This window comes from Arthrobacter psychrolactophilus (assembly GCF_003219795.1).
GTDB lineage: Bacteria > Actinomycetota > Actinomycetes > Actinomycetales > Micrococcaceae > Specibacter > Specibacter psychrolactophilus.
Genome location: NZ_QJVC01000003.1, coordinates 59,507 through 83,201, shown reverse-complemented (window position 1 = coordinate 83,201; position 23,695 = coordinate 59,507). Strand labels below are relative to the sequence as shown.

The window sequence follows — 23,695 nt, the reverse complement described above, 5'->3', positions numbered from 1 at the left end:
AACACCATTCTTGGCGCAACGAGGCGCCACTCTCAAGGAGAATCATGACCGACAGCATGTCCAACAATCCGGTATCCGACCCCGTCATGACGCGCAGCGAGCACGACTTGATCGGCGATCGGGACATTCCGGTCGACGCTTATTGGGGTGTTCATACCCTGCGCGCCGTGGAAAATTTCCCTATCACCGGCACCACGCTGAGCAGCAACACCCACCTGGTCACGGGGCTGGCCATGGTCAAGCAGGCTGCGGCACAGAGCAACCAGGAACTGGGCCTGCTGGATGATGTTCGGGCAGGAGCCATCATCGCGGCCTGCAAGGAGATCATTGCGGGAAAACTGCACGACCAGTTCGTGGTGGACGTGATCCAGGGAGGCGCCGGGACGTCGTCGAACATGAACGTGAACGAGGTCATCGCCAACCGGGCTCTGGAAATCTTGGGCCACAAGAAGGGTGAATACCAGTTCCTGCACCCCAATGACCACGTCAACCTGAGCCAGTCCACCAACGATGTCTATCCGACGGCGGTCAACGTCGCCACGATCTTCGGCGCGAAATCACTCGTGGTCGCCATGGAACACCTCTGCGACGCGTTCGCCGCGAAGGCCGTGGAATTCCGCACCGTGGTGAAGATGGGGCGGACCCAGCTCCAGGATGCCGTTCCCATGACCCTGGGACAGGAATTCAACACCTACGCGGTCACGATGGGGGAGGACCGGGCACGCCTGGCCGAGTCCACGCTGCTGGTGCATGAGATCAATCTCGGCGCCACCGCGATCGGCACGGGGCTCAATGCGCCCGTTGGTTACTCGGCGATTGCCTGCCGCCACCTCGCTGAAATCTCGGGCCTGCCGCTGACCACCTCGGTGGATCTGATCGAGGCCACCTCCGATGTTGGCGCCTTTGTGCACCTCTCGGGTGTCCTCAAGCGGGTGGCCGTGAAGCTGTCGAAGATCTGCAACGATCTGCGACTGCTCTCCTCGGGGCCACGCGCCGGACTGGGCGAGATCACCCTGCCAGCCGTGCAGGCCGGATCCTCCATCATGCCGGGCAAGATCAACCCCGTGATCCCGGAGGTCGTCAATCAGGTGGCGTACGAGGTCATCGGTAACGATGTCACGATCACTATGGCGGCCGAAGGCGGGCAGCTGCAGCTCAACGCCTTTGAACCCATCATTGTGCACAGCCTGACCAAGAGCATGCGCCATCTGGAAGCCGCGTGCTTCACGCTGGCGGATAAGTGCATCAGCGGGATTACCGCGCACGAGGACAAGCTGCGAGCTCAGGTGGAACACTCCATCGGCCTGGTCACCGCACTGAATCCACGGTTGGGGTACTCCACCTCGACGGCGATTGCGCTGGAAGCCTTGGCGACCGGTCGCGGTGTGGCCGAGCTGGTGTTGGAGCGCAAGCTTCTCACGGCAGAACAACTTGAAGAACTACTACGACCAGAACATCTCGCCAACTTAGGCGACTGACCTGACCGTCGGCAAAGGCGCCGGCGGGCTATAGAAAAGGAATCCTTTCATGCACCACCAGGATAAAAGCGCCAACGCTGACTTAGTGCAGGATGCGCCCAGCACGGCCCTGACGGCGGAGGACGCCGGACTTCACAAGGGTTTGAAGACCCGCCAGATTCAAATGATCGCGATTGGCGGGGCCATCGGCACGGGCCTGTTCATGGGTGCCGGCGGGCGTCTGGCCGGGGCCGGCCCGGCCTTGATGTTCAGCTACGCCATCTGTGGCTTCTTTGCCTTTATGATCCTGCGCGCTTTGGGCGAGCTGATCATTCACCGCCCATCCTCGGGTTCCTTTGTCTCGTATGCCCGTGAGTTCTTTGGCGAGAAAGCGGCCTTCGTCTCGGGCTGGTTGTACTGGCTTAACTGGGCGATGACAGCGGTTGTGGACATCACCGCCGTCGCACTTTATATGCATTTCTTCTCTAAATACGTGCCGTGGATTGGCTCTGTGCCGCAGTGGATCTGGGCCTTGTCGGCGCTGCTGCTGGTGCTGGGTCTGAACCTCGTCTCGGTCAAGGTCTTTGGCGAGCTGGAGTTTTGGTTTGCGCTGATCAAGGTCGTGGCGCTGGTTGGCTTCCTCTTGGTGGGCACCTACTTTGTCATCTTTGGAACCCCCGTGGCCGGCCAGGAGGTGGGCTTCAGCCTGATCATGGACAACGGCGGATTCTTCCCGAATGGGCTGCTTCCCGTGGTGGTCGTGATGCAGGGCGTGGTCTTTGCCTACGCGTCGATTGAGCTCATTGGTACGGCCGCCGGCGAGACCAAGAACCCGGAAAAGATCATGCCCAAGGCCATCAATACGGTCATTATCCGTATCGGCGTGTTTTACGTTGGATCGCTGATCTTGCTGTCCTTGCTGCTGCCGTACACCGCCTACAAGGCGGGGGAGAGCCCGTTCGTGACGTTCTTTGGATCGATCGGCGTGACCGGCATGGACTCGATCATGAACCTCGTGGTCCTGACCGCCGCCATGTCCTCGCTCAATGCCGGGCTGTACTCCACCGGCCGGATCTTGCGCTCCATGGCGCTGTCGGGCTCCGCACCGAAATTTACCGCCAAGCTCAACCGGAATGGTGTGCCGTACGGTGGCATCTTGCTGACCGCCGGTGTTGCCTTCTTGGGTGTCATCTTGAATGCCGTGGTGCCCGCACAGGCCTTTGAAATTGTGCTGAATATGGCGGCGCTGGGCATCATCGCCTCGTGGGGCATGATCGTGCTGTGCCAGCTGGCGCTCTACCGCCTGGCGAAAAAGGGGAAGGCGATCCGCCCCGTATTCCGCATGATCGGCGCACCGTACACGGGGTACCTGACCCTGGCGTTCCTGCTGGCCGTGCTGGTCCTCATGGCGTTCGACAGTCCCGTGGGTACCTGGACCATTGGCTCGCTCGTGGTCATCATCCCGGCGCTGATTGTGGGTTGGTACCTCAGCCGCGGACGGATCAACGAGATTGCCGCCGCCCGTCATTCCGATACGCATCGCCATCCGGTCACGGCCCATCACGGTGGCGTGCCGGTCACGGTGGACGCTGCCGGGGACGGGGCAACAGGCGGGACAGAGGCGTAAGGCGAGGGGCCGACGTCGTACTTTTTCTCCGACGTAGGGATGAGACGGGACTGCAGGATTAGCTACCAGGGCGGGAGGACTCCGGTGGCTAATCCTGCAAGGATAAATACTATGAAGACGACGTACCGCCTGCCTTTGATCCAACGAACCCGCCTCTCGCTCACGCTGGTGGGTGCGCTCGTCGCGGTGCTGGCCATGAGCGGCTGCAGCTTTGTGCAGAAGCAAACGAGCAACGCCTGGTCGGTCAGCTATGAGGTCACGGTTGTGGGCGAGGAGTTGAACCGGCTGGATGCGGTGTCGTACCTGGAGGCGCCGTCGAGGGGCGAGGATTCTTCGAGTGTTGATGCCGGGACCGTGGCGACGAGCAATCTGGCCGACGATCCCGGCAAGGCTGTGTGGAGCGCGACGGCCATGGTCACAGCCACTCAGGACAGTCAGGTCACGGCTACTCCGGGGCCCGGCACCACCGCCAGCTGCCGCATCCTGCTCGATGGGACGCGGGAAATCGCCAGTGAAACCGCAGCCCGTGGGGAAGCCGTGACGTGCACGGCGACTACTCCGGAATTCCCGACACGAGACTAGTCGCGGCGGGCGTTCTCAGCGGTGCGCACAGGGCGGATCTGCGCCGTTCTGAAAATGATTCTGGCTCCCTGGGAATAACATCGCGCAGAGCCTAGTTGACTCAAGTAGATGCAAACGCATGAACTAAGGAGTCAATAATGCAGCGAACCGTAGTAGTCATTTCGGCCGGTCTCGGCGTTCCCTCATCCACCCGCATGCTGGCGGACCAGATGGGTGCCGAAGTCGTGTCGCAGCTGCAGGCACTTGGCGTCACAGTCGCCCTAGACGTTATTGACCTCCGCAACTACGCCACGGACATCGCTAACAATATGGTTTCCGGTTATGCCGGTCCCGCGTTGGCAGATGTGGTTAAGCGGGTGGAAGCCGCCGACGCCATGATCGCCGTGACTCCTACCTTCAGCGCCTCCTACAGTGGATTGTTTAAGTCCTTCTTCGACGTGCTGGACCCGAAGTTCCTTGATGGCATGCCGGTATTCTTCGGAGCCACGGGCGGATCTTCCCGCCACTCGCTGGTTCTGGACATGGCCATTCGCCCGCTGTTTAGCTACCTGCGCGCTCACACCATGCCCACAGCTATCTACGCCTCGCCGGAAGACTGGGGCGGATCCGGCAGCGACACTCTGGAAAACCGAATTTCTCAGGGATCGGGGGAGTTGGCCGCAATCTTGGCTATCGGCGCCACGGCCGGTGCATCTCCGGAAGCTGTTCTCCCTGCGGATCACAAGGAGAAGCGCGCCCAGCGTGAGCGCAATGAGATGACCTCCCTGCCGTTTGAGCAGTTGCTGGCACAAACTCAGCGCCGCTAGCCGATTTTGGCAGGCAGTTCCGGGAATTGCTGGCACTTCTGATTCTCTTAAGCAGCTCCTGCGGGTGTTGGGCTCTCGCACCCGCAGGAGCTGCTTAAAGGATTCCGTGGCGCAGGACGCACCCGCGAGAGCTGCTTAAAGGATTCCGTGGCGCCGGACGCACCCGCAAGAGCTGCTTAAAGGATTCCGGAAGGCCGCCCAAGCCCGCCTAGAAGATCGGCTGCAGCGGCTTGGAGGTAATGGGCGGCGGATCGAGCTTGTCGAGCATGACGCTCAGCGCCGTCCGGTACACATCCGGGTGGATCTCGGGGCTCGCGTGCCCGGTGTTGGGAATGTCGTACGCAAAAAGTGGATTCCGTGGCAGCAATGCCTCCCAACCTCGCCTAGCGGCGGCGGCGTCAACAATGAAATCCTCCGGGTCGTAGAGCAGCCCGATCCCGGTCGAGGTGGGAATTCCGCCGTCGTACTGTCGCGGAAAGGCTTGCAGGAATGTCGCCTGGCTTGTGCTGAGGATGAGGGAGTTGTTATTCGGATCGAATGATCGAGCGATTCCGCGCCTGGCCGCCCGGTACATCCCTTGGCCATTCGGGTTAGCGATCCCGGCCCAGATCCCCGCACCGAGTCGCCCGACGATGCCCAGATATGGCACCACTTGGCCGGCCAGCGAGATATATTCCTTGCCCGGATCGAGGGTATCTGCCACGTTGCTGGGACTCGAGCCCATGATAATGAGCTTCACGGTCAGCCCAATCTGCGTCAGTAGCGAGCCCAGAACCATCGCGACCATGCCGCCAAAACTGTCACCGTAAAAATAGACCGTATCGATTTTCCGGCGGAACACGTCGCGTTGAATCTCGATGAATAGCGCGGCAATGTCGATGGCCTCGTTCGAGTAGCCAATGTAGGAGGCTGGCGCGCGTTGATTCATGGCAGTTTGGAGCGCGGCGAGCTTGCGTTCGGTGTCACGGTAACTGACGAGGAAGCCGCCCAAAAGGTACCAGGTTTTGCCGGGAAAACGGTCCGCGGCCGCCCGATTTTCGTCATTGTCCGGCGTCGTGACACGGTATTGCGTGCGCTCCGTCAGTATGCCATCGGCGACAATATTAGCCTGAAATCCGGTCGTCACTGCGGCGCTTCCCATCGTCAGGAGGAACATTCGACGCGGAAAATCGGGCACCTGACGGGTGTGTTTAGCGGCAGCAGGAGGCGGCTGCGGGGTGCCGCCCTGCTGCTTTTTACTGGTAAATACTGTGCGCGCTGTCATGGTGAATCACTGTTATTCTTCCACGCGTTCGGCCTGTAGCAAGCAATGTACGACGGCGGCACCCGCCTGAGCGGCCAGCGGCACCTTTCGCGGTGCTCGTCTCAGCGGCGGCTTCTCAATTCCTGTTCAGTGGCCAAATCCTATAGGGTTTGGCTCATGAAGCAAACTCACGCAATTAACCGGCAGGTATTGGCAGACCATGTCTATGCCGAAATCTTAGAATCGCTCATGGATGGGCGGCTGAGACCTGGTGACTCCGTGAGTATTGATGGGACGGCTCGTGACTTAGAAGTGTCGCCCACGCCGGTGCGAGAGGCCCTTGCACGACTGGAATATACCGGACTCGTGCAACGCGTGGCGCTGAAGGGATATCGGGTCGCTCCCGTGGCGTCGGCCGAGGATATCGCGCAGCTCATGGAAGCTCGGCTCGTGATTGAGCCCGTCAATACCCGCTTGACCGGGGAGCGAATGACGGAGCAAACCATGGCAGAGCTTGAACAGTCCATTCGTGACTTGGAAACTGCTCCGCGTGGCCCGTCCTTTTCTGAGTTTCGGGATTACTTTGATGCCGATGAGCGGTTCCATCGCTTGATTGCCGAGAACGCAGGGAATCCTTTTCTGCTGGCCGCCTATAACGCGTTGGGTGGGCAGGTGCAGCGCTTCCGTTTGTTCAGCGGCGTAGGCATTACCGATGCCAATCATGCCATCTCGGAACATCACGCAATCTTTGATGCCCTGCGTGCGGGGGATTCTGAGGGAGCCGCGGCCAAGATGGCCGAGCACGTCTCCAATGTCCGCGCTAGGGCGATGGCCGATGCGCCACATTCCCCGGCTGGGACACCAGGCGCCTAGGCGCGCCGCAAGCAACTAAACCAAGCCCGCTATGACTTGTCATGGCGGGCTTTGTTGTGTGCTGAGTCTCCGTTGAGTCGTCACGTAGATCCCATATGGAGCGGGCGAAGGGGCTGTGAAGGGCGTTATCTGACCGGTCAACGAGTGGACGTGGTGGGTGGGGTGGCGAAGGTGGGTGTCACGCCTTCGTGCCTGGGGAAAAGCCTTGGGCGCCTGCCAAGTGACACGTCTCCTTAGTGAGGATTCTCTGAGGCGTGCCCGGGTAAGGTTCAGATGCGCTCGGTGGGGGCGCTGATGGAGAGTAAGACCAATTGTGACGCGGGCCGGATTTATTTGTGACGGTGAAGCCGCGAACGCGCTAGGCAAGAGGCGCATACTGCGAGTTTCCGCGGAACTTCTTGCCTTCAGGCCGCAGCTCTCCGAGCGCGCAACGTGCTCGCTCGGGCTGCCACGTGCCTCTCAGGCCGCCTCATGGATGTGACGGTTGACATAGCGGCCACACTCAAAGATAGTAGATCCTATAGGAAACAGGATTCATCACAAGGGAGTGAAATACATGGCTTACACAGCAGAAAATTGGCCCATCACCGCGGCCCTGCTGCAGTTCCCCGGCAAGAATGCCGCTGGAGTTCACATCAACGATGCAGATGCATCGGCTTGGGTTGACGTCTTCCAAGAGGTCAAGGATGCTGGCTTCGCCAATGCAGACCTCACCGATAGCTGGGTCCGTCCCGGCGATCTGAGCGAAGCTCGTTTGCAGGAATTCAAGGCAGCTGCCGACCACGTTGGCATCGGGATCCCGGTGATCTCCGCCATCCGCAGCAGCATCATTGAAGAAGCTAACTGGGAAGCCAACCTGGCGTACAGCCACCGCACCATCGACGCTGCCGCAGCCTTGGGTTGTGAAGTTGTCTCCGTTGGCCTGCACCAGGCACTCACAGCAGAACAGCAGAAGCAGTTGTGGTTCTGGACCGTTCAGGGGCACACCGACCCCGTCGGCGACACGGAAACCTGGAACAAGGCCGTCACCCGCTTGCGCGAATTGGGTCAGCACGCAGCCGACGCCGGCCTGCTGCTCTCCCTGGAAATGTACGAGGACACGTACCTCGGCACCGCAGACTCATCGGTTCAGCTGGTTCAGGACATTGACCTGGCCAACGTTGGCTTGAACCCGGACATTGGCAACCTGATCCGCCTGCACCGCCCCATCGAGGACTGGCGCGAAGTAGTTGCCAAGACCTTGCCGTACTCGAACTACTGGCACGTGAAGAACTACATCCGCGATGAAAACGTCGCTCGTGGACAGTACACGGCCATCCCGGCACCCATGGAAAGCGGCTTGATCAGCTACCGCGAGGCCTTCAAGGTGGCACTGTCTGTTGGCTTCCAGGGCATCATCTGCACCGAGCACTACGGCGGAGACGGCTTGAGCGTTACGGCCAGCAACCAGGAATACCTGCGCTCACAGGTCCTGCCCAAGACCGACGGCTACGCACTGGGCACCAGCCAGGTCGCACAGGGACGCCAGCTTCCCCTCTCTGCCGCAACACTGCTCAACGCCTAGGACATAAGGAGGAATCATGACGACGATCTTCGACAATCCCGCTGAATTTGCCGACGATGCCCTCGATGGCTTCGTTGCGGCAAACCGGAACTACGTTGCCCGAGTTGATGGCGGAGTAGTTCGTTCCACCGAGATGAACCCGAATCAGGTCTCCCTCGTTGTGGGCGGCGGCTCCGGCCACTACCCGGCGTTTGCTGGCTTGGTCGGCACGGGCCTGGCCGCCGGATCGGCCTGCGGCAATATGTTCGCCTCGCCGGCTGCCGGCCAGATCTACCGCGTTGCTAAGGCTGCCGCGATGAACGGTGGCGTACTGCTCAGCTATGGCAACTACGCCGGCGATGTTCTGCATTTCGGTCAGGCTCAGGTGCGGCTCAATGCAGAAGGCATTGAAACCCGCACTGTGGTGGTCACGGATGACATTGCCAGCGCACCCATCGAAGAATGGGAAAAGCGTCGCGGTATTGCCGGAGACCTCACGGTCTTCAAGGTTGCCGGTGCCGCCGCCGAAGCGGGACTGAACTTGGACGACGTCGAACGTCTCGCCATCAAGGCCAACTACCGCACCCGCTCACTGGGCGTGGCCTTTGACGGCTGCACTCTTCCCGGCGCGGAGGAGGCACTCTTCCACGTTCCCGCGGGCAAGATGGCGCTGGGCCTGGGTATTCACGGGGAGCCGGGCATCTCCGAGCACCCCATGCCGACGGCGTCGGAACTGGCTGAACTGCTGGTCTCGAAGCTGCTGGCGGACAAGCCGGACGACGCTGGGAACGAGGTTGTCGCGATCGTCAACGGCCTGGGCACCGTCAAGTATGACGAGCTGTTCCTGCTGTTCGGCCGCATCGAAAAGCTGCTGACTGAGGCGGGCCTGACGGTGGTTGAGCCCGAGTGCGGCGAGTTGGTGACGAGTCTGGACATGTCGGGGCTGTCCCTGACACTGCTGTGGCTCGACGACGAACTCAAGACATACTGGGGCGCACCCGCCGACACTCCGGCTTTCCGCAAGGGCAACTCGGTCCCGCGGGCTCAGCGCAACGTTGCTGCCGCGGCTGAAGCCGAAGCCGCTGAGTTGGAAACCCCGACGCCGGCCGCGGCCGCCTTGGGCTTGCAGGCCGTGAGCGCCGTGGCCGCCATTCGCGACGTCGTCATTGAACATGAGGAAGCCCTCGGCAACCTCGACGCGATTGCCGGCGATGGCGATCACGGGATCGGCATGCGCCGCGGCGTCGACGCAGCTGCAGCAGCGGCACAGAAGACGGCCAATCTTCCCGGCGGCACCTCGGTGGCGGCGATCCTGACCGCAGCCGGTGAGGCTTGGTCGGAAAAAGCTGGCGGAACCTCTGGTGCGTTGTGGGGAACGGCGTTCATCGCCGCCGCAGCCGCGCTGGGCAATAAGGATTCCTACTCCAGCCAGGATGCTGCCGATGCTGTTGGTGCTTTCTCCAACGCCATCACCACCTTGGGCAAGGCGGAGCCGGGGGATAAGACCATGGTTGACGCGATCCTGCCCTTCCGGGATGCGTTCCTGACGGCGATCTCCTCGGGCACCGAGGTTATTGATTCCCTCAAGGAAGCCGCCGTGGTTTCTCGAGATGCCGCTACGGCAACCTCAGCATTGCGTCCACTCAAGGGCCGGGCCCGCCCTCTCGCGGAGAAGAGCCTGGGACACCCTGACCCGGGGGCTATCTCCTTCAGCCTGATCGTGGAGCGCCTGGGTCAACACTTTGAACAAGAACTAATGGAAAGCGGGACACGAGCATGAGCGCCACGGAAGTAACTGGTTACCGGATCGTTGTAGGAAACGATGAGGCCGGCGTCGAATACAAGAACGCATTCCTTGCGCTTCTGGAAGCGGATCCCCGCGTCCTCTCCGTGACGGATATTGGCGTTGGTAGCAACGACTCGCGGGCCTACCCGCACGTAGCCGTTGACGCAGCACGTAAGGTTGCTGACGGAGAAGCGGATCGGGCACTGCTCGTCTGTGGAACTGGTCTGGGTGTGGCTATCGCCGCCAACAAGGTCCCCGGCATCCGCGCCGTCACCGCACACGATAGCTACTCCGTTGAGCGCTCGGTCCTGAGTAACAACGCCCAGGTGCTCACCATGGGCCAGCGCGTTATCGGTCTGGAGCTGGCCAAGAAGTTGGTCACCGAATGGCTGTCCTACTCCTTTGATGAATCCTCCGCCTCGGCCGAAAAAGTCGAAGCAATTTGTTCCTACGAACCCACTTACACGAAAGCAGTCTGATCATGAGCAACAACGTAGAAAACACCGAAAAGCAGCTGCAGTTCGCCGTTGTGGGTTCCGGTTACATGGGTGGCGGCATCGCACAGGTTCTGGCACTGGGTGGAGCCCGCGTGGCCCTCTCCGATGTGTCGGCAGAGATTGCCGCCAAGAACTACGAGCGCCTCCTGGTTGAGTCGGATCAGTTCGTCGCCGATGGCTTGTTCCCGGCCGGCGCCACCGAGACCTTGCGCAAAAACCTCTGGGCCGCGAAGGACATCGAGGAAGCTGTTGCCAACGCTGACTTCATCGAAGAAGCTGTCCCGGAAGTTCTCGAGATCAAGCACGCAACGCTGGCCCGCATCAGCGCCGCTGCCCGTCCGGATGCCATCATCGGCTCCAACACCTCCACGATCTCCATCGCCGATCTGGCCGTCCCGGTCATCAACCCGGAGCGCTTCCTGGGCGTGCACTTCTCCAACCCCTCACCGTTCATCCCCGGTGTGGAAATCATCCCTCACGCTGAGACCTCCAGCGCCACGGTGGGTGCGGCCCGCGACATGGTCCACTCAACCGGCAAGCAGACGGCCGTCGTCAAGGACGTGACCGGTTTTGTCTTGAACCGCCTGCAGTACGCGCTGTTCCACGAGGCTGCCCAGCTGGTTGAGCAGGGCATCGCTACCGCGGACGACGTCGATACCCTGGTCCGCACGACCTTCGGCTTCCGCTTGCCCTTCTTTGGTCCCTTCGCCATCGCCGACATGGCCGGCCTGGATGTTTACGACTTCTGCTACAAGTCCCTGCAGACGGGCTTCCCGGAGCGTTTCGCTACCCCGAAGATCCTCAAGGACCTGGTCGACGCCGGGAAGCTCGGTACCAAGACCGGCGCCGGCTTCCTCAACGTCCCGGCCGAGCGGACGGCAGAGCTCATCGCCTACCGCAACAAGGCTTATGTTGCCATGTCGGCGTTGCTCGAAGATCTCGGACCGGCCCCGATTCACTAATCGGCCGCCTCTCACAAACTTTCAGGAGAAATCATGTCTGCAACAGCTGGAACGTTCCCGGCGGAACGCACCGCCATCATCACCGGAGCCGTCTCCGAACGCGGCATCGGCCGGGCCACCGTGAATTACCTGGCCGAAAATGGCTGGAACATTGGCATCATCGACCTCGACGATGCCGCCTGCAAGTCGGTGGCCGCAGCGGTCTCCGCAGAGTTCGGCGTCAAGGCCTACGGAGTTGGCGCCAATGTGGGCGATGAATCCTCCGTTCGCAACGCCATTGATGAGTTGGAAGCGCAATTGCCGCAGATCGTGGCACTGGCCAATGTTGCCGGCGTCAGCTCGCCTGTCGGCTATTTGGAAGTCACTGCTGATGAGTGGAACCGGGTGTTGAACATCAACCTCAACGGCGTGCACTACGCAACCCGGCGCGTGGCTGAATCCATGGTGAAGAACCGCGTTGGCCGCATCGTCAACATCTCCTCCGTGTCGGCACAGCGCGGCGGTGGAACGTTCTCCAAGACGGCCTACTCCGTGGCAAAGGCCGGCGTCATTGGGTTGACTCGCTCCACCGCCCGTGAACTGGGCCCCTATGACATCACCGTCAACGCGATCTCTCCCGGCCCCATCGATACAGACATCATGGGCGGAACGCTTTCGCAGGATCGTAAGGACGAATTGGTCAAGGACCTGGTCGTCAATCGTGTGGGATCCACCCGCGATATCGCCGCAGCTATCCACTTCTTGATCAGCGAGGACACCGGCTACATTTCCGGTCAGACGCTGAATGTGGATGGCGGACTGTACATGCACTAGGAGAGAAAATGAATAACGAGACCGCTCCCAAGTGGAGCATGGCACGTAAGTTGTACCTTCTGGTCGGGATTGTTATCTGCGGCGTCGCCATCGTCATGATGACCTACCCGCGCTAACCCCGTACACCCCACTTATCCCCGCTTTTAGCGCTCGATGCCTTGAGCGCGCCACAAAACTATTTCCAAGGTTTAACTCGATGAGGAGTTTGGTATGGCCGTTGAACTAAAGCAAGAAAAGAATGTGCTGGAATCTCCAGCACTAAAATCAGCAATCTCTAAGGCGACCTTCCGGCTCATGCCGATGTTGGTCATCCTGTACATCGTTGCTTTCCTTGACCGCACCAATGTTGGTTTCGCAGAGGCCGCATTGGAGATGGACCGTGGCATCACTGCGGGCGCCTACGCCCTCGGTGCCGGTATCTTCTTTATCGGTTACGCCATCTTTGAAATCCCCAGCAACTTGATGATGAAGAAGGTCGGTGCCAAGTTCTGGCTGGCCCGTATCGCCATCACCTGGGGTATTGTTTCGGCTTGCTTCGCCTTCGTCCAGGGTGACACCTCCTTCATTGCGCTGCGGTTCCTCCTCGGTGTGACAGAAGCCGGATTGTTCCCAGGCGTCATCATGTACCTGGCCGAATGGTTCCCCAACAAGCACCGCGTGAAGATGTTCGCCATCTTCTACCTGGCACAGCCGTTCTCCCAGGTCATCGGTTCGCCGTTGTCCGGTTGGCTCATCAACATTGGTGATCAGGTACCCGGCGTGCACGGCTGGCAGGTCATGTTCTTTGTCGAAGGATCCATGGCGGTCGTCGCTGGTATCTTTGCCTTCTTCCTCCTCATTGATGGTCCGCAGAAGGCGAAGTGGCTCAGTCAACAGGAGAAGGATGCTCTGACGGATGCCATGAAGCAGGAAGACAGCATCAAGAAGGAAACCGGCCCCTCGGGCGTCATGGCGGCTCTCTCAAGCGGTCGAGTCTGGTACTTCACCATCATCTACTTCTGCCTCCAGATTGCCGTGTACGGCGTGACCTTCTACCTGCCGCAGCAGGTTGCTCAGCTGACAGGTCAAAAAGTGGGCATGGCCGTTGGTCTGCTCGCCGCGGTGCCGTGGTTCTTTGGAATGTTTGCCTGCATCCTCGTGGGCCGCTACGCCACAACCGTCATCCGTCGCCGCGTTCTGGGTACCTGGCTGTTTGTCTCGACTGGTCTGTGTATCATCGGTTCGGCATGGGCCGGCGCCAACAGCCTTCCGGCCTTGGGCATCATATTCATCACCTTGGCTGTGTGCAGCTTCCTCGCCATCGGCCCGATCACGTGGTCCTACCCCACGGCGTTCCTGACAGGAACAGCAGCCGCGGCAGGTATTGGTCTGATCAACTCCCTCGGTAACCTGGGTGGATTCGTGGCACCGATCTTGCGGACGAATATCAATGAGACGTTCGCTTCGGATTCAGGCGCCATGGGAATCGTGGCCCTCGGTATCCTCCCGTTCGTGGCGGCTGTCATGATGTGGGGCACCCGCCGTTTCAAGAGCAAAGCTGATGATCTGCTCGAGAAGTAGATCCCAGTAATCGCCACCTGAAGAAAGAAATATCATGACGCAGCACCCGTTCGACGCAAGCACCCAGCAATCAGCAACCTTGTACGTAGGTGTCAGCACCAAGATGTACATGGGCTATGCCGACAGCTTGCGCTGGCTACGGGCTGTGCGTCATGAAGTGGACACCCGCCCGGCTCTTGCAGCCGGGCGGGTGGTCCCGTTTGTCATCCCGTCATTTCCGGTGGTGCCCGCAGCCGCGGACATAATTGCCGGTTCCCCCTTGCTCCTGGGCGCCCAGAACGCCGGGTGGGCGGATGGCCCGTGGACAGGGGAAGTGGCCCCGTCCATGCTTGCCGAGCTCGGCGTGAGTCTAGTGGAGCTGGGACATGCCGAACGCCGTCGTTATTTTCATGAGGACGACGCGGTGGTGGCTCTGAAGGTCACGGCCGCCCTAGCTGCAGGGATTGCCCCCTTGTTGTGTGTCGGGGAGATCGACCGTTCCGAGCCGGCGGAGGCTGCGGCCGCGGTGTATGAGCAGATCGCCGCGGCGGTGACGCAGGAGTGGGCGGCGGCCGCATCCATGATCATTGCCTACGAGCCGGTGTGGGCCATTGGTGCCGCCGAGCCGGCGCAGGCCAGCTACATTTCCGCTGTTGTGGGCGCGCTGCGGGAGTTGTTGGGGGAGCATGGATTAGCGCAGCTGCCGATCATTTACGGGGGTTCCGCCAAGCCCGGACTGCTGCCGCAACTGGAACATGTCTCAGGCCTTTTCCTGGGCAGATTTGCCCACGATGCCAAGAACTTCGGCGCCGTTCTCGATGAGGCGCTCGCCGCAACAGCACTGTAGTTCCGGAGTGCAGTCGTCACGCCAGTGTGCGAGTGCGCGAATGCTACTAGAATATTGCAGATGACCCCTCAAACATCGAAGTCTGGCAGTACCTCGGCTGCGGATCACTCCGCCGCGACTGCCCAAGGCCGGGTGTATTCCGGGCAGCGATCCGAGGATCGCATGCTGGAGCGGTACGGACGTCTGGTCACTGCGGGCATCGAGGTATTCGGCACGATGGGTTACACCGCGGCCAAGGTCAAGACCATTTGTCAGAACGCCGGCCTGAGTGAACGGTATTTCTACGAGTCGTTCTCCTGCAAGGAACAGCTCCTCACGACCGTTTATGATCACCTCGCGTCCGAGCTGATGCGTCAGGTGTTGGAGTCGCTGCGGGTACGCGGGATGACGCTACTCAATGCCGTCAATGCGGGCATGGCCACCGTGGTGAACTTTATGCTGGACGATCCCCGCCATGCCCAAATCATCTTGGTTGAAATCGTGGGTGTCTCCCCGGAGCTGGAAACCAAACGCCACGTGTCCATGACAAACTTTGCCGCGGAGTCACAGCGTCTGCTTTTGCTGCTCGGGGGAGTGGACCCCGAAGGTGCGCCCGACGGCAAAGCCCCGGATGAATCGCTGGCCGAGGTCTTCGAATTCGCCCGGTTGACCGGGATCTCCATGGTGGGCGGCGTCAACAACATGCTGCTGGATGCCTTGCGCTGCGGAACCACGGCCAACACGGAGCGGATTACCAACGCCGCGTTCGCCCTGATCTGCAATGCCTCCACGGGCGTTCGTGTGCTCGCTGGCAAATAACTACCGCGCGCACTAGCCCGGGAGGGCTACGGTTAGCCCTGCGGAGTGGGGAAAAGCCCGCCCGTGTAGACGCCCTCGGAGAGCTGTTTCACGAGCCAGGGGCTGAAAACAAAGGGTGTGGCGGAGACCGCTTCCTCCACGTCCACCACATCCGACCAGGCCCAATCGCAGATCTCATCAGGGTTCGGCTCGATGACGCCGTCGCCTTCGTAGATGGCTGTGAAGACGGGGCAGATTTCATGTTCCACGATGCCCGAGGCGTCCACCGCGCGGTAGCGGAAGTCGGGGAGCGCGAGCGCAATACCTGTCACCGTGATGTTCAGTTCCATGGCTGCGCGTCGGATGATGGCGTCCTCAAAGGATTCGCCGGGAGCCGGATGCCCACAGAAGGAATTCGTCCAGACACCAGGCCAGGTCAGCTTGGACAGCGCCCGGCGTGTGAGTAAGGTCCGGCCCTGGGCATCAAGCAGATGGCAGGAGAAGGCCAGGTGCAAAGGAGTGTCCGTGGTGTGAACCAGAGCCTTATCAGCGGTCCCGATCTCGTTCCCGGCGTCGTCCAGCAACCTGACCAGCTCAATGTTTTGACCCATGATGGGAAATTCCTTTCGCTCATACAGGCTTGGAGTATTAGGACTTAGCAAGGTCGGTAGGTCTTTCCGCCTGGGAGATAACACCGGGGACCAGTGTATCCGGGGTAATCTCCACCAGAATTTTGTGCTGGAGCTTGAACGACTGGAGGAACATAGGGCGCCGGTGCTGGAGGAACATAAACGGGTGGCAGATTTCGGATACGTTCGGCCTCCGCTGCGGCCTGAGCTTCAGCAGCGGCTTGGGCCTCAGCAGCCGCCTTCTCTGCCTTAACTCTTTCTACTTCTTCTCTTGCTTTTGCCTCGGCGGCTGCCTTCGCAGCAGCTTCAGCCGCGGCCTTAGCCTCGGCAGCTGCTTTTTCTGTTGCTTGCTGTTTTGTCTGGGTATCTTTTAGCGTGGCAAGTTTTGCGTCAGCATTGTCAATGCTCTTTGACAGAAGAGTCACGTGGGAGGCAATCTCAGCTTCACTGAAAGCTGCCCATCTGACAACGTTGCTGCCCGTCTTTCCTGCCTGAAGCACTGACTTGAGAGTTTTTGCGGCGGCGATGGCGGCGGCAGAAGTTGTAACAACTGCTCCCGTGGCAGCCGCGGTCGAGCCGGAGGCGCCTGCCGTGGCAGTCTCCAAGGCCTGTGTGGCAGCGGCGACCTGTGCAGGTATGGTGCATTCAACGTCAGCACCGTAGACGCCTGCCAGACTTGCTTTGGCTTCTTTCTCGGCGTCTTGGACGGGCGGCAGAAACTTCGAGTTTTTACCAAACGTCACGGCCGTGCCTAGCCCGGCACGGGCTATTTCGGCGCTGACAAAGAGGTCTTTGTCGGTGAAAACGGCGGCTAAGGTGCGGTCGTATTTGTCGGTACGTTCGACGTCGTACATCAGCTTGATTTTGGCGCCTACGGGTAGCATCTCTGCCAGGAATTCGCTGGCTTCGGGCCCGAGGCATTCAACAGGCTCGTTGGGATCCTTGGTCTCCGGCGCATCGATATTGAGCAAACGAATTGTTTGATTCTTCCCGTTCACGTCCGCCACGAGGGTATCGCCATCGGTGACGGAAATGACCGTGCCTTTGTCCGAGTTTTCATCGGTGCAGGCCGTGAGGCTTAACGCCAGCGCAGCCACGATTCCCATGGCAGGCAGCAGGCGTCGTGCGGAAATTGAATTTGCGGATCCCAAGGCTAAACCAACACCCAATCATTCGGTAGGAGCCCTGAGGCTGCGTGAACCTTAAGTCTATGGTTTGACGACGTCGTGCGGGACCACCTCGTGCAGTTCCACCCCGCCTGCCGCCAGTTTCCAATAGTGCAGCCGGAGTGCGGCCGCGGTTCCTTGTTCAACGTAGAGCCGCCAGCACACATCGTCGCCGCGCAGGGTGACGCCGGCGTGCGCTCCCTCGTTGAGCCGCAGCAGATGCGGTTCGCGCTTGCGTAGTGGCCCCTTGCGATCGGCCACCAAATCCACCACGGCCCGCAGCGTCTTCCCGCGTTGCTGCTCGGTCAGCTGAATCCAGGACGCCAAGAACCGTGGGCTGCAACTATATTTTCCGATCGGGTGCGCGGCCTTATCGGCGGCCGGCACAGCCTGCGCCCACGCGGTGAGAAGGCCAAATTCGAACTGCTCGGCGGGATCTAGGAACAAGGTCTCCGGAGAACTCCCTGTGCGGGAACTGGCCGATCGCTTTTGCTGCCGCAGCTGCACGAGCGACGCCTTAGCCTTGGCCAAATCACCCTTGAGCGCGTCGATCTGATGCATCGCTGCATTCCGGTCCCGCGCCAAGTCCGCCGCCGCTCGACGCTCACTCTCCAACTGATCCTGCAAAACCCGCGCCACCTGGTCCGTGGCACCTTGCCGCTTCGCCGCCACCATCAGCTCATCGATCGTGCGCCGCGCAACCGCCAACTGCATCTGGGTACTTTGCAGGGCCGTGCGCCGCTCGGCAGATGACAGCGGCGCCTCCACCGCTCCCAGTACGACGTCGGACCCCACAGTTTCGTCCCCTTCGGAAGGGACACTGGGAGTGACTGGCGCAACGGCCGAATCGGCGAACAAGCTCGCGTAGGGCCGATCGCTGTCGAGCCAGGGTGGGCCACCGCGCAAGAGGGGTGGGGCTGGGACGGCAGCCTCGTCGTCGTCCACGTCAAGCATCGACAGACGCACGGCGCCATTTTCATAGAGCACGCGGACCCGGACCACCTCGCCCTCAGTCAGGAGGTCCTCGGCGGAATCGAGGTCGTTGGAGGAGATCCGTTCCACGCCGATGCGGAAGTCGCTGTTGGGCCAGAGATGAACCATGGCGTGGGTGGGGCTGACCGATTTCACGCGCGCCAGGGCAACATTGCCGTGCTTGTAGACGGTGACGGGCGAGGCTCGGGGGAGTAGCAGCGCCTTGATGTCCAGGATGCCCGTGGCGGGGTCAAAGGTTCCGGATAGGGTCTGGCCCTTGCTGATGAGCCAGTCGAGCGGAATTTCGGGTAAGAGATCCTCGCCCCGGATGAATGCGGTCTTGCTCGTCTTGAGGATGGTCACCATGGCGCGGTCGGTGCCCGCGAAGCCTTCCACGATGGCGTCGGCGATGATGGGCAATTGTGCCGTGGTGGGTGGCGGGGTTGTCTCTACGGGAAGGGCGGCGAGGACCTCATTGTCCAGGTCTCGGAACAGAGCCGTGAGCTCAGATTCATGGTGGATCAGATGAGGGCGAGGCATTCTGGCGGTCCAGTCCGGCCCGTGAGGATAAACGCGCGCCCCGATACCAAAAATGTGGAGGTGCTCGGGCAGGCCACGCTCTAAGTGGCGGGTCTCAATGCCATTGGCGATCTCAAAGACTTTGGTCTCCGGGCCAACCTTGGCGGCCACGGCTTGGGCGTCGATACGCAGCAATTCGCCAGGGCGGTAGGAGACGACGACGGCGGTGTGGCTGCGGTGCGGATCGAGTAAATGCCGGGCCAGGGCGACGCCGCCCAGATAGTGAACCTCGGTAAAAGTCGGGGCTGGGGTCGCTTGCTCGCGAGGGTGGAACCGATTCCTGTTCTTCTGTGCAGGCATGAGGTTCCTTTCCATCGTCAGCGTTGGATCGTGTTAGAAACTCACCCTACAGCGCGGACAGCTGAGGCCACGTAAGAATCGGCAACGTGGTCCGTTGGCTCTCGTGCGTTACGTTCGCGATATGGGCCGATGAAATTGAAAAGTTCAATGAATAATTGACGTTTCGATGGTCATTATTGGAGAAGAAGTGGATGATAATTTGTGATTCATCTGATCAAAATTCGAAAAAGATGTACTTTTCGACTTTCAAATGACGGTTCGTTCGGAAGTTTGATTCTGATTGAAGTGTGTCACGTTAAGCGTGTAACGCTTCTGTTACGGTTTTTTGAACCTCCTTCCGGAGCACTTCCGCGCAATCTCGCACATTTTCGCGAAATGGGGAAGTTGCTGGGTTACTGACGGGTAAGACCTTTGGCTAGTCCTTGCCAAAATCGTGCCGTTTTCCCGTGTGAGCTGAGGTACATTTGCTCATGGCGTGTGAGGGGGACTACATTTCCCCTCCTTGGTCAATGATTACGAACACCCTCTGTTGCAGTTGGACCGTCACCCCGGTCGGCGCAACGGGCTAGCTTTTAAGGATGAATTAATGCCACTGCACTCACCCTCGCAGCGGAGGCTACGTCGTCAACGTAACGTCGCTGATGCTGCGTTGCGGGAGCTGATTTCATGATCGGCTTCATCGCAAAGAGATTTATCAATTACGCGATCCTCTCAGCCATCGCGACCCTGAGTGCATACGTTCTGGCAAGCATTATCTTGAACCCGGCCAGCCGGTACCTCGGCCGCAATCCGGCTCCCTCCACCGAGACGATTAATTCAATCCTCGATGGATTTGGAACCAACCCCAACACCCCGGTGATTGAACGGTTGTGGGCCTGGATTGTGAACCTCGTGGCGCATGGTTCCCTTGGCAACACCATCCACAACACCAGCGTCATCTCAGAGATGACGGCACGTGCCGGCACCAGCCTGCGGCTTCTGATTCTCGGAACCATCATCGCAGCCGTCATCGGAGTTGTCCTCGGCGTCTGGGGTGCCGTACGGCAGTACAAGACCAGCGACCAAGTCATTTCCTATGCCTCGTTTACGGTTCTGGCAATGCCCTCGTTCGTCATCGGTATCTTGCTGATGATCACGGCAACCACGCTGAACAATGTACTGGGTATACAGCTCATCAACTTCACCGGTGAATATACAGCCGGGCTCGAGGGCGGTTGGTGGGTCCACTTCTGGGACCGCGCCGCCCACCTGCTCCTCCCGACTATTTCCCTGACCCTCATGGGTGCCGCAGGATATTCCCGATACCAGCGCAGCGCCATGCTGGATGTGTTGTCTGCGGACTACATTCGCACCGCACGCTCCAAGGGGCGCACCCGCGGGTCTGCTCTGCTTCGCCACGGCGTCCGCGTGGCCCTGATCCCCATGTCCACCTACTTTGCCTACTCTTTCGCTACCGTCCTTGCCGGAGCAGCCGTTACCGAGCTCGTCTTCAGCTGGCACGGTATGGGTGAGATGCTGATGCAGGCTATCCAGCAAAGTGACATTAACGCCTTCACCGGTGCGATCTTGTTCAATGCCATCTTGATCCTCATTGCAGGAACCCTGGCCGATATTGTCTACGCAGCCCTTGACCCGAGAGTGAGGGTATAGACATGTCTATGTTGGACGAAGCATCTGTAGCCGACGTTACCGCCGGAACTCCCGAAGTAATCAAATCCAAAAAACCCGTTTCGCGCTTCCGTTTGATTTCCTCCAGGCTCCGCAGCACCCCGCGTTTTTGGGTTGGATTCATTGGTCTGGCAGTCATTAGCCTATGGGCCATTTTCGGTCTGGCCCCTAACGCGTGGAACTACACTGACCTCGATGTACGCAACATGGGTGCTAGCCCCTCTGGCCTGCATTGGTTCGGCACGAGTGACATCGGCGAGGACATTTATGCCCAGACTATTGTCGGCCTTCGCAAGTCACTCATTATCGGCTTGATCGTTGGGCCCCTTGCGGCCATCATTGCCGGCATCATCGGTGCCGTGGCCGGTTACATCGGCGGCTGGTGGGACCGGGCAATTGTCTGGGTCATTGACCTGCTCCTAGTTCTGCCGAGCCTATTCATCTTCATCCTGCTGAGTCAGGTCCTCAAGTCCAAGTCGTGGGTTGCCTTGATCTTCCTGCTGTCAGGGTTTGGCTGGATGATTATGGCCCGCGTGATCCGGGCGCAAACGAAGTCCCTGCGTGAGCGTGACTTCATCAAAGCCGCACGCTTCATGGGAGTGGACACCTGGACCATTATTCGTCGCCATGTGCTGCCGAACGTCTCCTCGCTGCTGATCATTGACGCAACGCTTGGTATTGGCGGAGCGATCCTGAGCGAAACCACGCTGAGCTTCTTCGGCTTCGGCATCCAGGCCCCGGATGTTTCCTTGGGTACCTTGCTCTCAGCCGGTCAGGGTGCCGCGGCAACCCGACCCTGGCTCTTCATCTTCCCGGCGGCCATCCTCGTCTTTACGGTGCTCTCGGCCAGCCTCGTCGGCGATGCCCTGCGCGACGCCGTCGACCCTACCTCGGGAGTCAACCGTGACTAATACCCTCATCAATTCTGCAGCCGCCCATCGCGAACGCACCCCGGCCCAGCATTTGTTGGAGGTCCGAGACCTCACCGTCACGTTCCCGCAGCCCAGCGGTGCCGTCACCGCGGTTCGCGGCGTCAACTACCACGTCGATAAGGGCGAGTTCCTCGGCATTGTGGGGGAGAGCGGTTCCGGAAAATCTGTTTCCTCTCTGGCTGTTATGGGACTGTTGCCCTCGTCGGCCAAGGTTGGTGGCGATATTCTCTTCGAGGGCAAGTCGCTGCTGAATCGTAGCGACAAGGACATGTCTAAGTTGCGCGGCGACGGCATCTCCATCATCTTCCAGGACCCGCTGTCTGCCTTGACTCCGGTCTACACGATCGGCGCACAGATCGCCGAGGCACTCCTGCTTCACGACAGCAAGCTGTCACAGCTGGCGGCCAATACCCGCGCCGTGGAATTGCTTAAAGTCGTCGGCATCCCCAATCCCGAGCGCCGTGCCCAGGCATTCCCGCATGAGTTCTCCGGTGGCATGCGCCAGCGCGCCATGATTGCCATCGCCATCGCGAACAACCCCCGCCTCATCATCGCCGATGAACCGACCACGGCCTTGGATGTGACCATTCAGGCACAGATCCTCGAGGTGTTGCAGAAGGCCAAGGAGCTCACCGGCGCCGCAGTCGTTCTCATTACCCACGACCTTGGAGTGGTGGCCGGCAACGCCGATCGACTGGCCGTCATGTATGCCGGCCGCATCGTGGAAACCGGCACCGTCGATGAGGTCTTCCGTGCACCTTCTATGCCGTACACGATCGGGCTGCTGCGCTCCATGCCCAACCTGGCGACGGCCGGGCATACTCGTCTGGTCCCGTTGGAAGGGCGACCCCCGCTGCTGAGCAATCTTGCACCGGGCTGCCCCTTCGCCGACCGCTGCCCAGCCGTGATCGATGCTTGCCGCACCACGGAGCCACCGCTGATGCAGATCGGCGATGACCCGTTGAATGCCTCGGCCTGCATTCGCGTCGCCGAGATTGCCAGCGGCGAGCTCAAGCGTGGCGAAATCTACCCCGTGCCCGAACCCGTTGCGCCCGCCGAGCGAGCCGACGTCGAGCCGGAAAACGTCATGGCGGTGACAACCCTCAAGCGGCACTTCCCACTGACCAAGGGAGCCATCTTCAAGCACACGGTCGGCATCGTCCGCGCCGTTGATGGTGTCAGCTTTGAGATCAAGGCCGGGCAGACGCTGGGCCTCGTGGGTGAATCCGGTTGTGGTAAGTCGACCACCATCATGGAGATCCTCGAGCTGGCCAAGCCACAAGCCGGTCAGGTCATCATCAACGGCCGGGACGTCGCCACGTTGTCCGCCAAGGAACGCCGCGCCCTGCGTCAAGATATTCAGGTGGTCTTCCAGGACCCCATGGCATCGCTGGACCCGCGCCTTCCGGTGCAGGATATCGTCGGTGAGCCACTCACAGTTCACGGCGTTTCGGCGAAGGATCGGCTGAAGAAGGTTGCCGACGTTTTGGAACTCGTGGGCCTGGATCCGTCCATGGCGTCTCGGTATCCGCATGAATTCTCCGGTGGTCAACGCCAGCGCATCGGCATCGCCCGGGCGCTCGTGACAGATCCAAAGATTGTGGTGCTGGATGAACCCGTCTCCGCCTTGGATGTCTCCATCCAGGCCGGTGTCATCAACTTGCTGCAGGATCTGCAGGAAAAACTAGGACTCTCATACCTGTTCGTCGCCCACGATCTAGCCGTGGTGCGGCAGATCGCCGACAACGTGGCTGTGATGTATCTGGGACGGATTGTGGAAAGTGGTTCGGCGGAGCAGATTTTCGAAAACCCGCAGCATCCCTATACACGGGCGCTTCTGTCGGCCGTACCTGTTCCTGATCCTGCCATCGAACGCAGCCGCACCCGGATTATCCTCGACGGTGACCTGCCCAGTCCCACGGAAAACATCAGCGGCTGCAACTTCCGTACGCGTTGTCCTTTGTACCGGCTCATGGATGAGGCCGGGCAGAAACGCTGCGCTACGGATGATCCGGAACCTCGGCTTGTTGGCAGCACCTTAGTGGCGTGCCATCATGCCGAGAACACAGACCTTATGGCCCCTGCCTTAACCTAAAA

Annotated in this window: 20 protein-coding genes; 16 read left to right on the top strand and 4 right to left on the bottom strand. The window is 60.3% G+C overall.

The window, feature by feature from the left end:
• The first annotated feature begins 44 nt into the window (after window positions 1-44).
• From aspA to CVS30_RS04815, 4 genes are all read left to right on the top strand, one after another.
• Window positions 45-1,478, top strand: coding sequence for an aspartate ammonia-lyase (gene aspA, locus CVS30_RS04830; protein ID WP_245934438.1), 1,434 nt, complete (start codon window positions 45-47; stop codon window positions 1,476-1,478).
• Window positions 1,479-1,527: 49 nt separating this feature from the next.
• Window positions 1,528-3,084, top strand: a complete 1,557-nt coding sequence (locus CVS30_RS04825; protein WP_110484202.1) for an amino acid permease — start codon at window positions 1,528-1,530, stop codon at window positions 3,082-3,084.
• Between the two features lie 111 nt (window positions 3,085-3,195).
• On the top strand, window positions 3,196-3,666 hold the full coding sequence (locus CVS30_RS04820; RefSeq protein ID WP_110484201.1) for a hypothetical protein: 471 nt from the start codon (window positions 3,196-3,198) through the stop codon (window positions 3,664-3,666).
• A 137-nt stretch (window positions 3,667-3,803) separates the two neighbouring features.
• A complete protein-coding gene (locus tag CVS30_RS04815) occupies window positions 3,804-4,472 on the top strand; it encodes an FMN reductase (RefSeq protein WP_110484200.1) in 669 nt (222 codons plus the stop codon).
• Window positions 4,473-4,680: 208 nt separating this feature from the next.
• On the opposite strand, the gene CVS30_RS04810 is transcribed toward CVS30_RS04815, so the two are convergent.
• Window positions 4,681-5,736: an alpha/beta hydrolase family protein gene (locus CVS30_RS04810; RefSeq protein WP_110484199.1), complete on the bottom strand. Its 1,056-nt coding sequence runs from the start codon at window positions 5,734-5,736 to the stop codon at window positions 4,681-4,683.
• Window positions 5,737-5,892: 156 nt separating this feature from the next.
• Between CVS30_RS04810 and CVS30_RS04805 the strand changes: the two genes are divergently transcribed.
• From CVS30_RS04805 to CVS30_RS04765, 9 genes are all read left to right on the top strand, one after another.
• Entirely contained in the window at window positions 5,893-6,588 is a 696-nt protein-coding gene (locus tag CVS30_RS04805) for a GntR family transcriptional regulator (RefSeq protein WP_110484198.1), read from the top strand.
• Between the two features lie 556 nt (window positions 6,589-7,144).
• Window positions 7,145-8,152, top strand: a complete 1,008-nt coding sequence (locus tag CVS30_RS04800) for a sugar phosphate isomerase/epimerase family protein (protein WP_110484197.1) — start codon at window positions 7,145-7,147, stop codon at window positions 8,150-8,152.
• Between the two features lie 16 nt (window positions 8,153-8,168).
• Complete coding sequence (dhaL, locus tag CVS30_RS04795; RefSeq protein ID WP_110484196.1) at window positions 8,169-9,911, top strand: dihydroxyacetone kinase subunit DhaL; 1,743 nt, start codon at window positions 8,169-8,171, stop codon at window positions 9,909-9,911.
• On the top strand, window positions 9,908-10,396 hold the full coding sequence (locus tag CVS30_RS04790) for a ribose-5-phosphate isomerase (protein ID WP_110484195.1): 489 nt from the start codon (window positions 9,908-9,910) through the stop codon (window positions 10,394-10,396). The genes dhaL and CVS30_RS04790 overlap by 4 nt, the downstream gene beginning before the upstream one ends.
• Before the next feature lie 2 nt (window positions 10,397-10,398).
• The gene (locus tag CVS30_RS04785) at window positions 10,399-11,376 is read left to right on the top strand and encodes a 3-hydroxyacyl-CoA dehydrogenase family protein (RefSeq protein ID WP_110484194.1); all 978 of its coding nucleotides are present in this window, start codon (window positions 10,399-10,401) and stop codon (window positions 11,374-11,376) included.
• A gap of 33 nt (window positions 11,377-11,409) precedes the next feature.
• Complete coding sequence (locus CVS30_RS04780; protein WP_110484193.1) at window positions 11,410-12,189, top strand: SDR family NAD(P)-dependent oxidoreductase; 780 nt, start codon at window positions 11,410-11,412, stop codon at window positions 12,187-12,189.
• 210 nt (window positions 12,190-12,399) lie between these two features.
• Window positions 12,400-13,749, top strand: coding sequence for an MFS transporter (locus CVS30_RS04775; protein ID WP_110484192.1), 1,350 nt, complete (start codon window positions 12,400-12,402; stop codon window positions 13,747-13,749).
• Window positions 13,750-13,783: 34 nt separating this feature from the next.
• Entirely contained in the window at window positions 13,784-14,575 is a 792-nt protein-coding gene (locus tag CVS30_RS04770; RefSeq protein WP_110484191.1) for a triose-phosphate isomerase family protein, read from the top strand.
• 60 nt (window positions 14,576-14,635) lie between these two features.
• Window positions 14,636-15,373 (top strand): TetR/AcrR family transcriptional regulator, encoded by a 738-nt coding sequence (locus CVS30_RS04765; protein ID WP_110484190.1) that lies wholly within the window; start codon window positions 14,636-14,638, stop codon window positions 15,371-15,373.
• Between the two features lie 32 nt (window positions 15,374-15,405).
• Here the strand turns inward: CVS30_RS04765 and idi are convergent, their stop codons facing one another.
• Genes idi through CVS30_RS04750 form a run of 3 tightly spaced genes read right to left on the bottom strand, consistent with a single transcriptional unit; the run spans window position 15,406 to window position 18,998 of the window.
• Window positions 15,406-15,963 carry an isopentenyl-diphosphate Delta-isomerase gene (gene idi / locus CVS30_RS04760; RefSeq protein ID WP_110484189.1) on the bottom strand — a complete coding sequence of 186 codons (558 nt, stop codon included), beginning with the start codon at window positions 15,961-15,963 and terminating at the stop codon, window positions 15,406-15,408.
• A 44-nt stretch (window positions 15,964-16,007) separates the two neighbouring features.
• Window positions 16,008-17,132, bottom strand: coding sequence for a thermonuclease family protein (locus CVS30_RS04755; protein WP_110484188.1), 1,125 nt, complete (start codon window positions 17,130-17,132; stop codon window positions 16,008-16,010).
• A 57-nt stretch (window positions 17,133-17,189) separates the two neighbouring features.
• Complete coding sequence (locus CVS30_RS04750) at window positions 17,190-18,998, bottom strand: hypothetical protein (RefSeq protein WP_110484187.1); 1,809 nt, start codon at window positions 18,996-18,998, stop codon at window positions 17,190-17,192.
• Window positions 18,999-19,664: 666 nt separating this feature from the next.
• Here CVS30_RS04750 and CVS30_RS04745 point away from each other — a divergent pair.
• Genes CVS30_RS04745 through CVS30_RS04735 form a run of 3 tightly spaced genes read left to right on the top strand, consistent with a single transcriptional unit; the run spans window position 19,665 to window position 23,693 of the window.
• The gene (locus CVS30_RS04745) at window positions 19,665-20,648 is read left to right on the top strand and encodes an ABC transporter permease (RefSeq protein WP_110484186.1); all 984 of its coding nucleotides are present in this window, start codon (window positions 19,665-19,667) and stop codon (window positions 20,646-20,648) included.
• Window positions 20,649-20,650: 2 nt separating this feature from the next.
• Window positions 20,651-21,577: an ABC transporter permease gene (locus tag CVS30_RS04740; protein WP_245934437.1), complete on the top strand. Its 927-nt coding sequence runs from the start codon at window positions 20,651-20,653 to the stop codon at window positions 21,575-21,577.
• Window positions 21,570-23,693 carry an ABC transporter ATP-binding protein gene (locus tag CVS30_RS04735; protein ID WP_245934436.1) on the top strand — a complete coding sequence of 708 codons (2,124 nt, stop codon included), beginning with the start codon at window positions 21,570-21,572 and terminating at the stop codon, window positions 23,691-23,693. Before CVS30_RS04740 ends, CVS30_RS04735 begins: the two co-directional genes overlap by 8 nt.
• Window positions 23,694-23,695 lie beyond the last annotated feature (2 nt).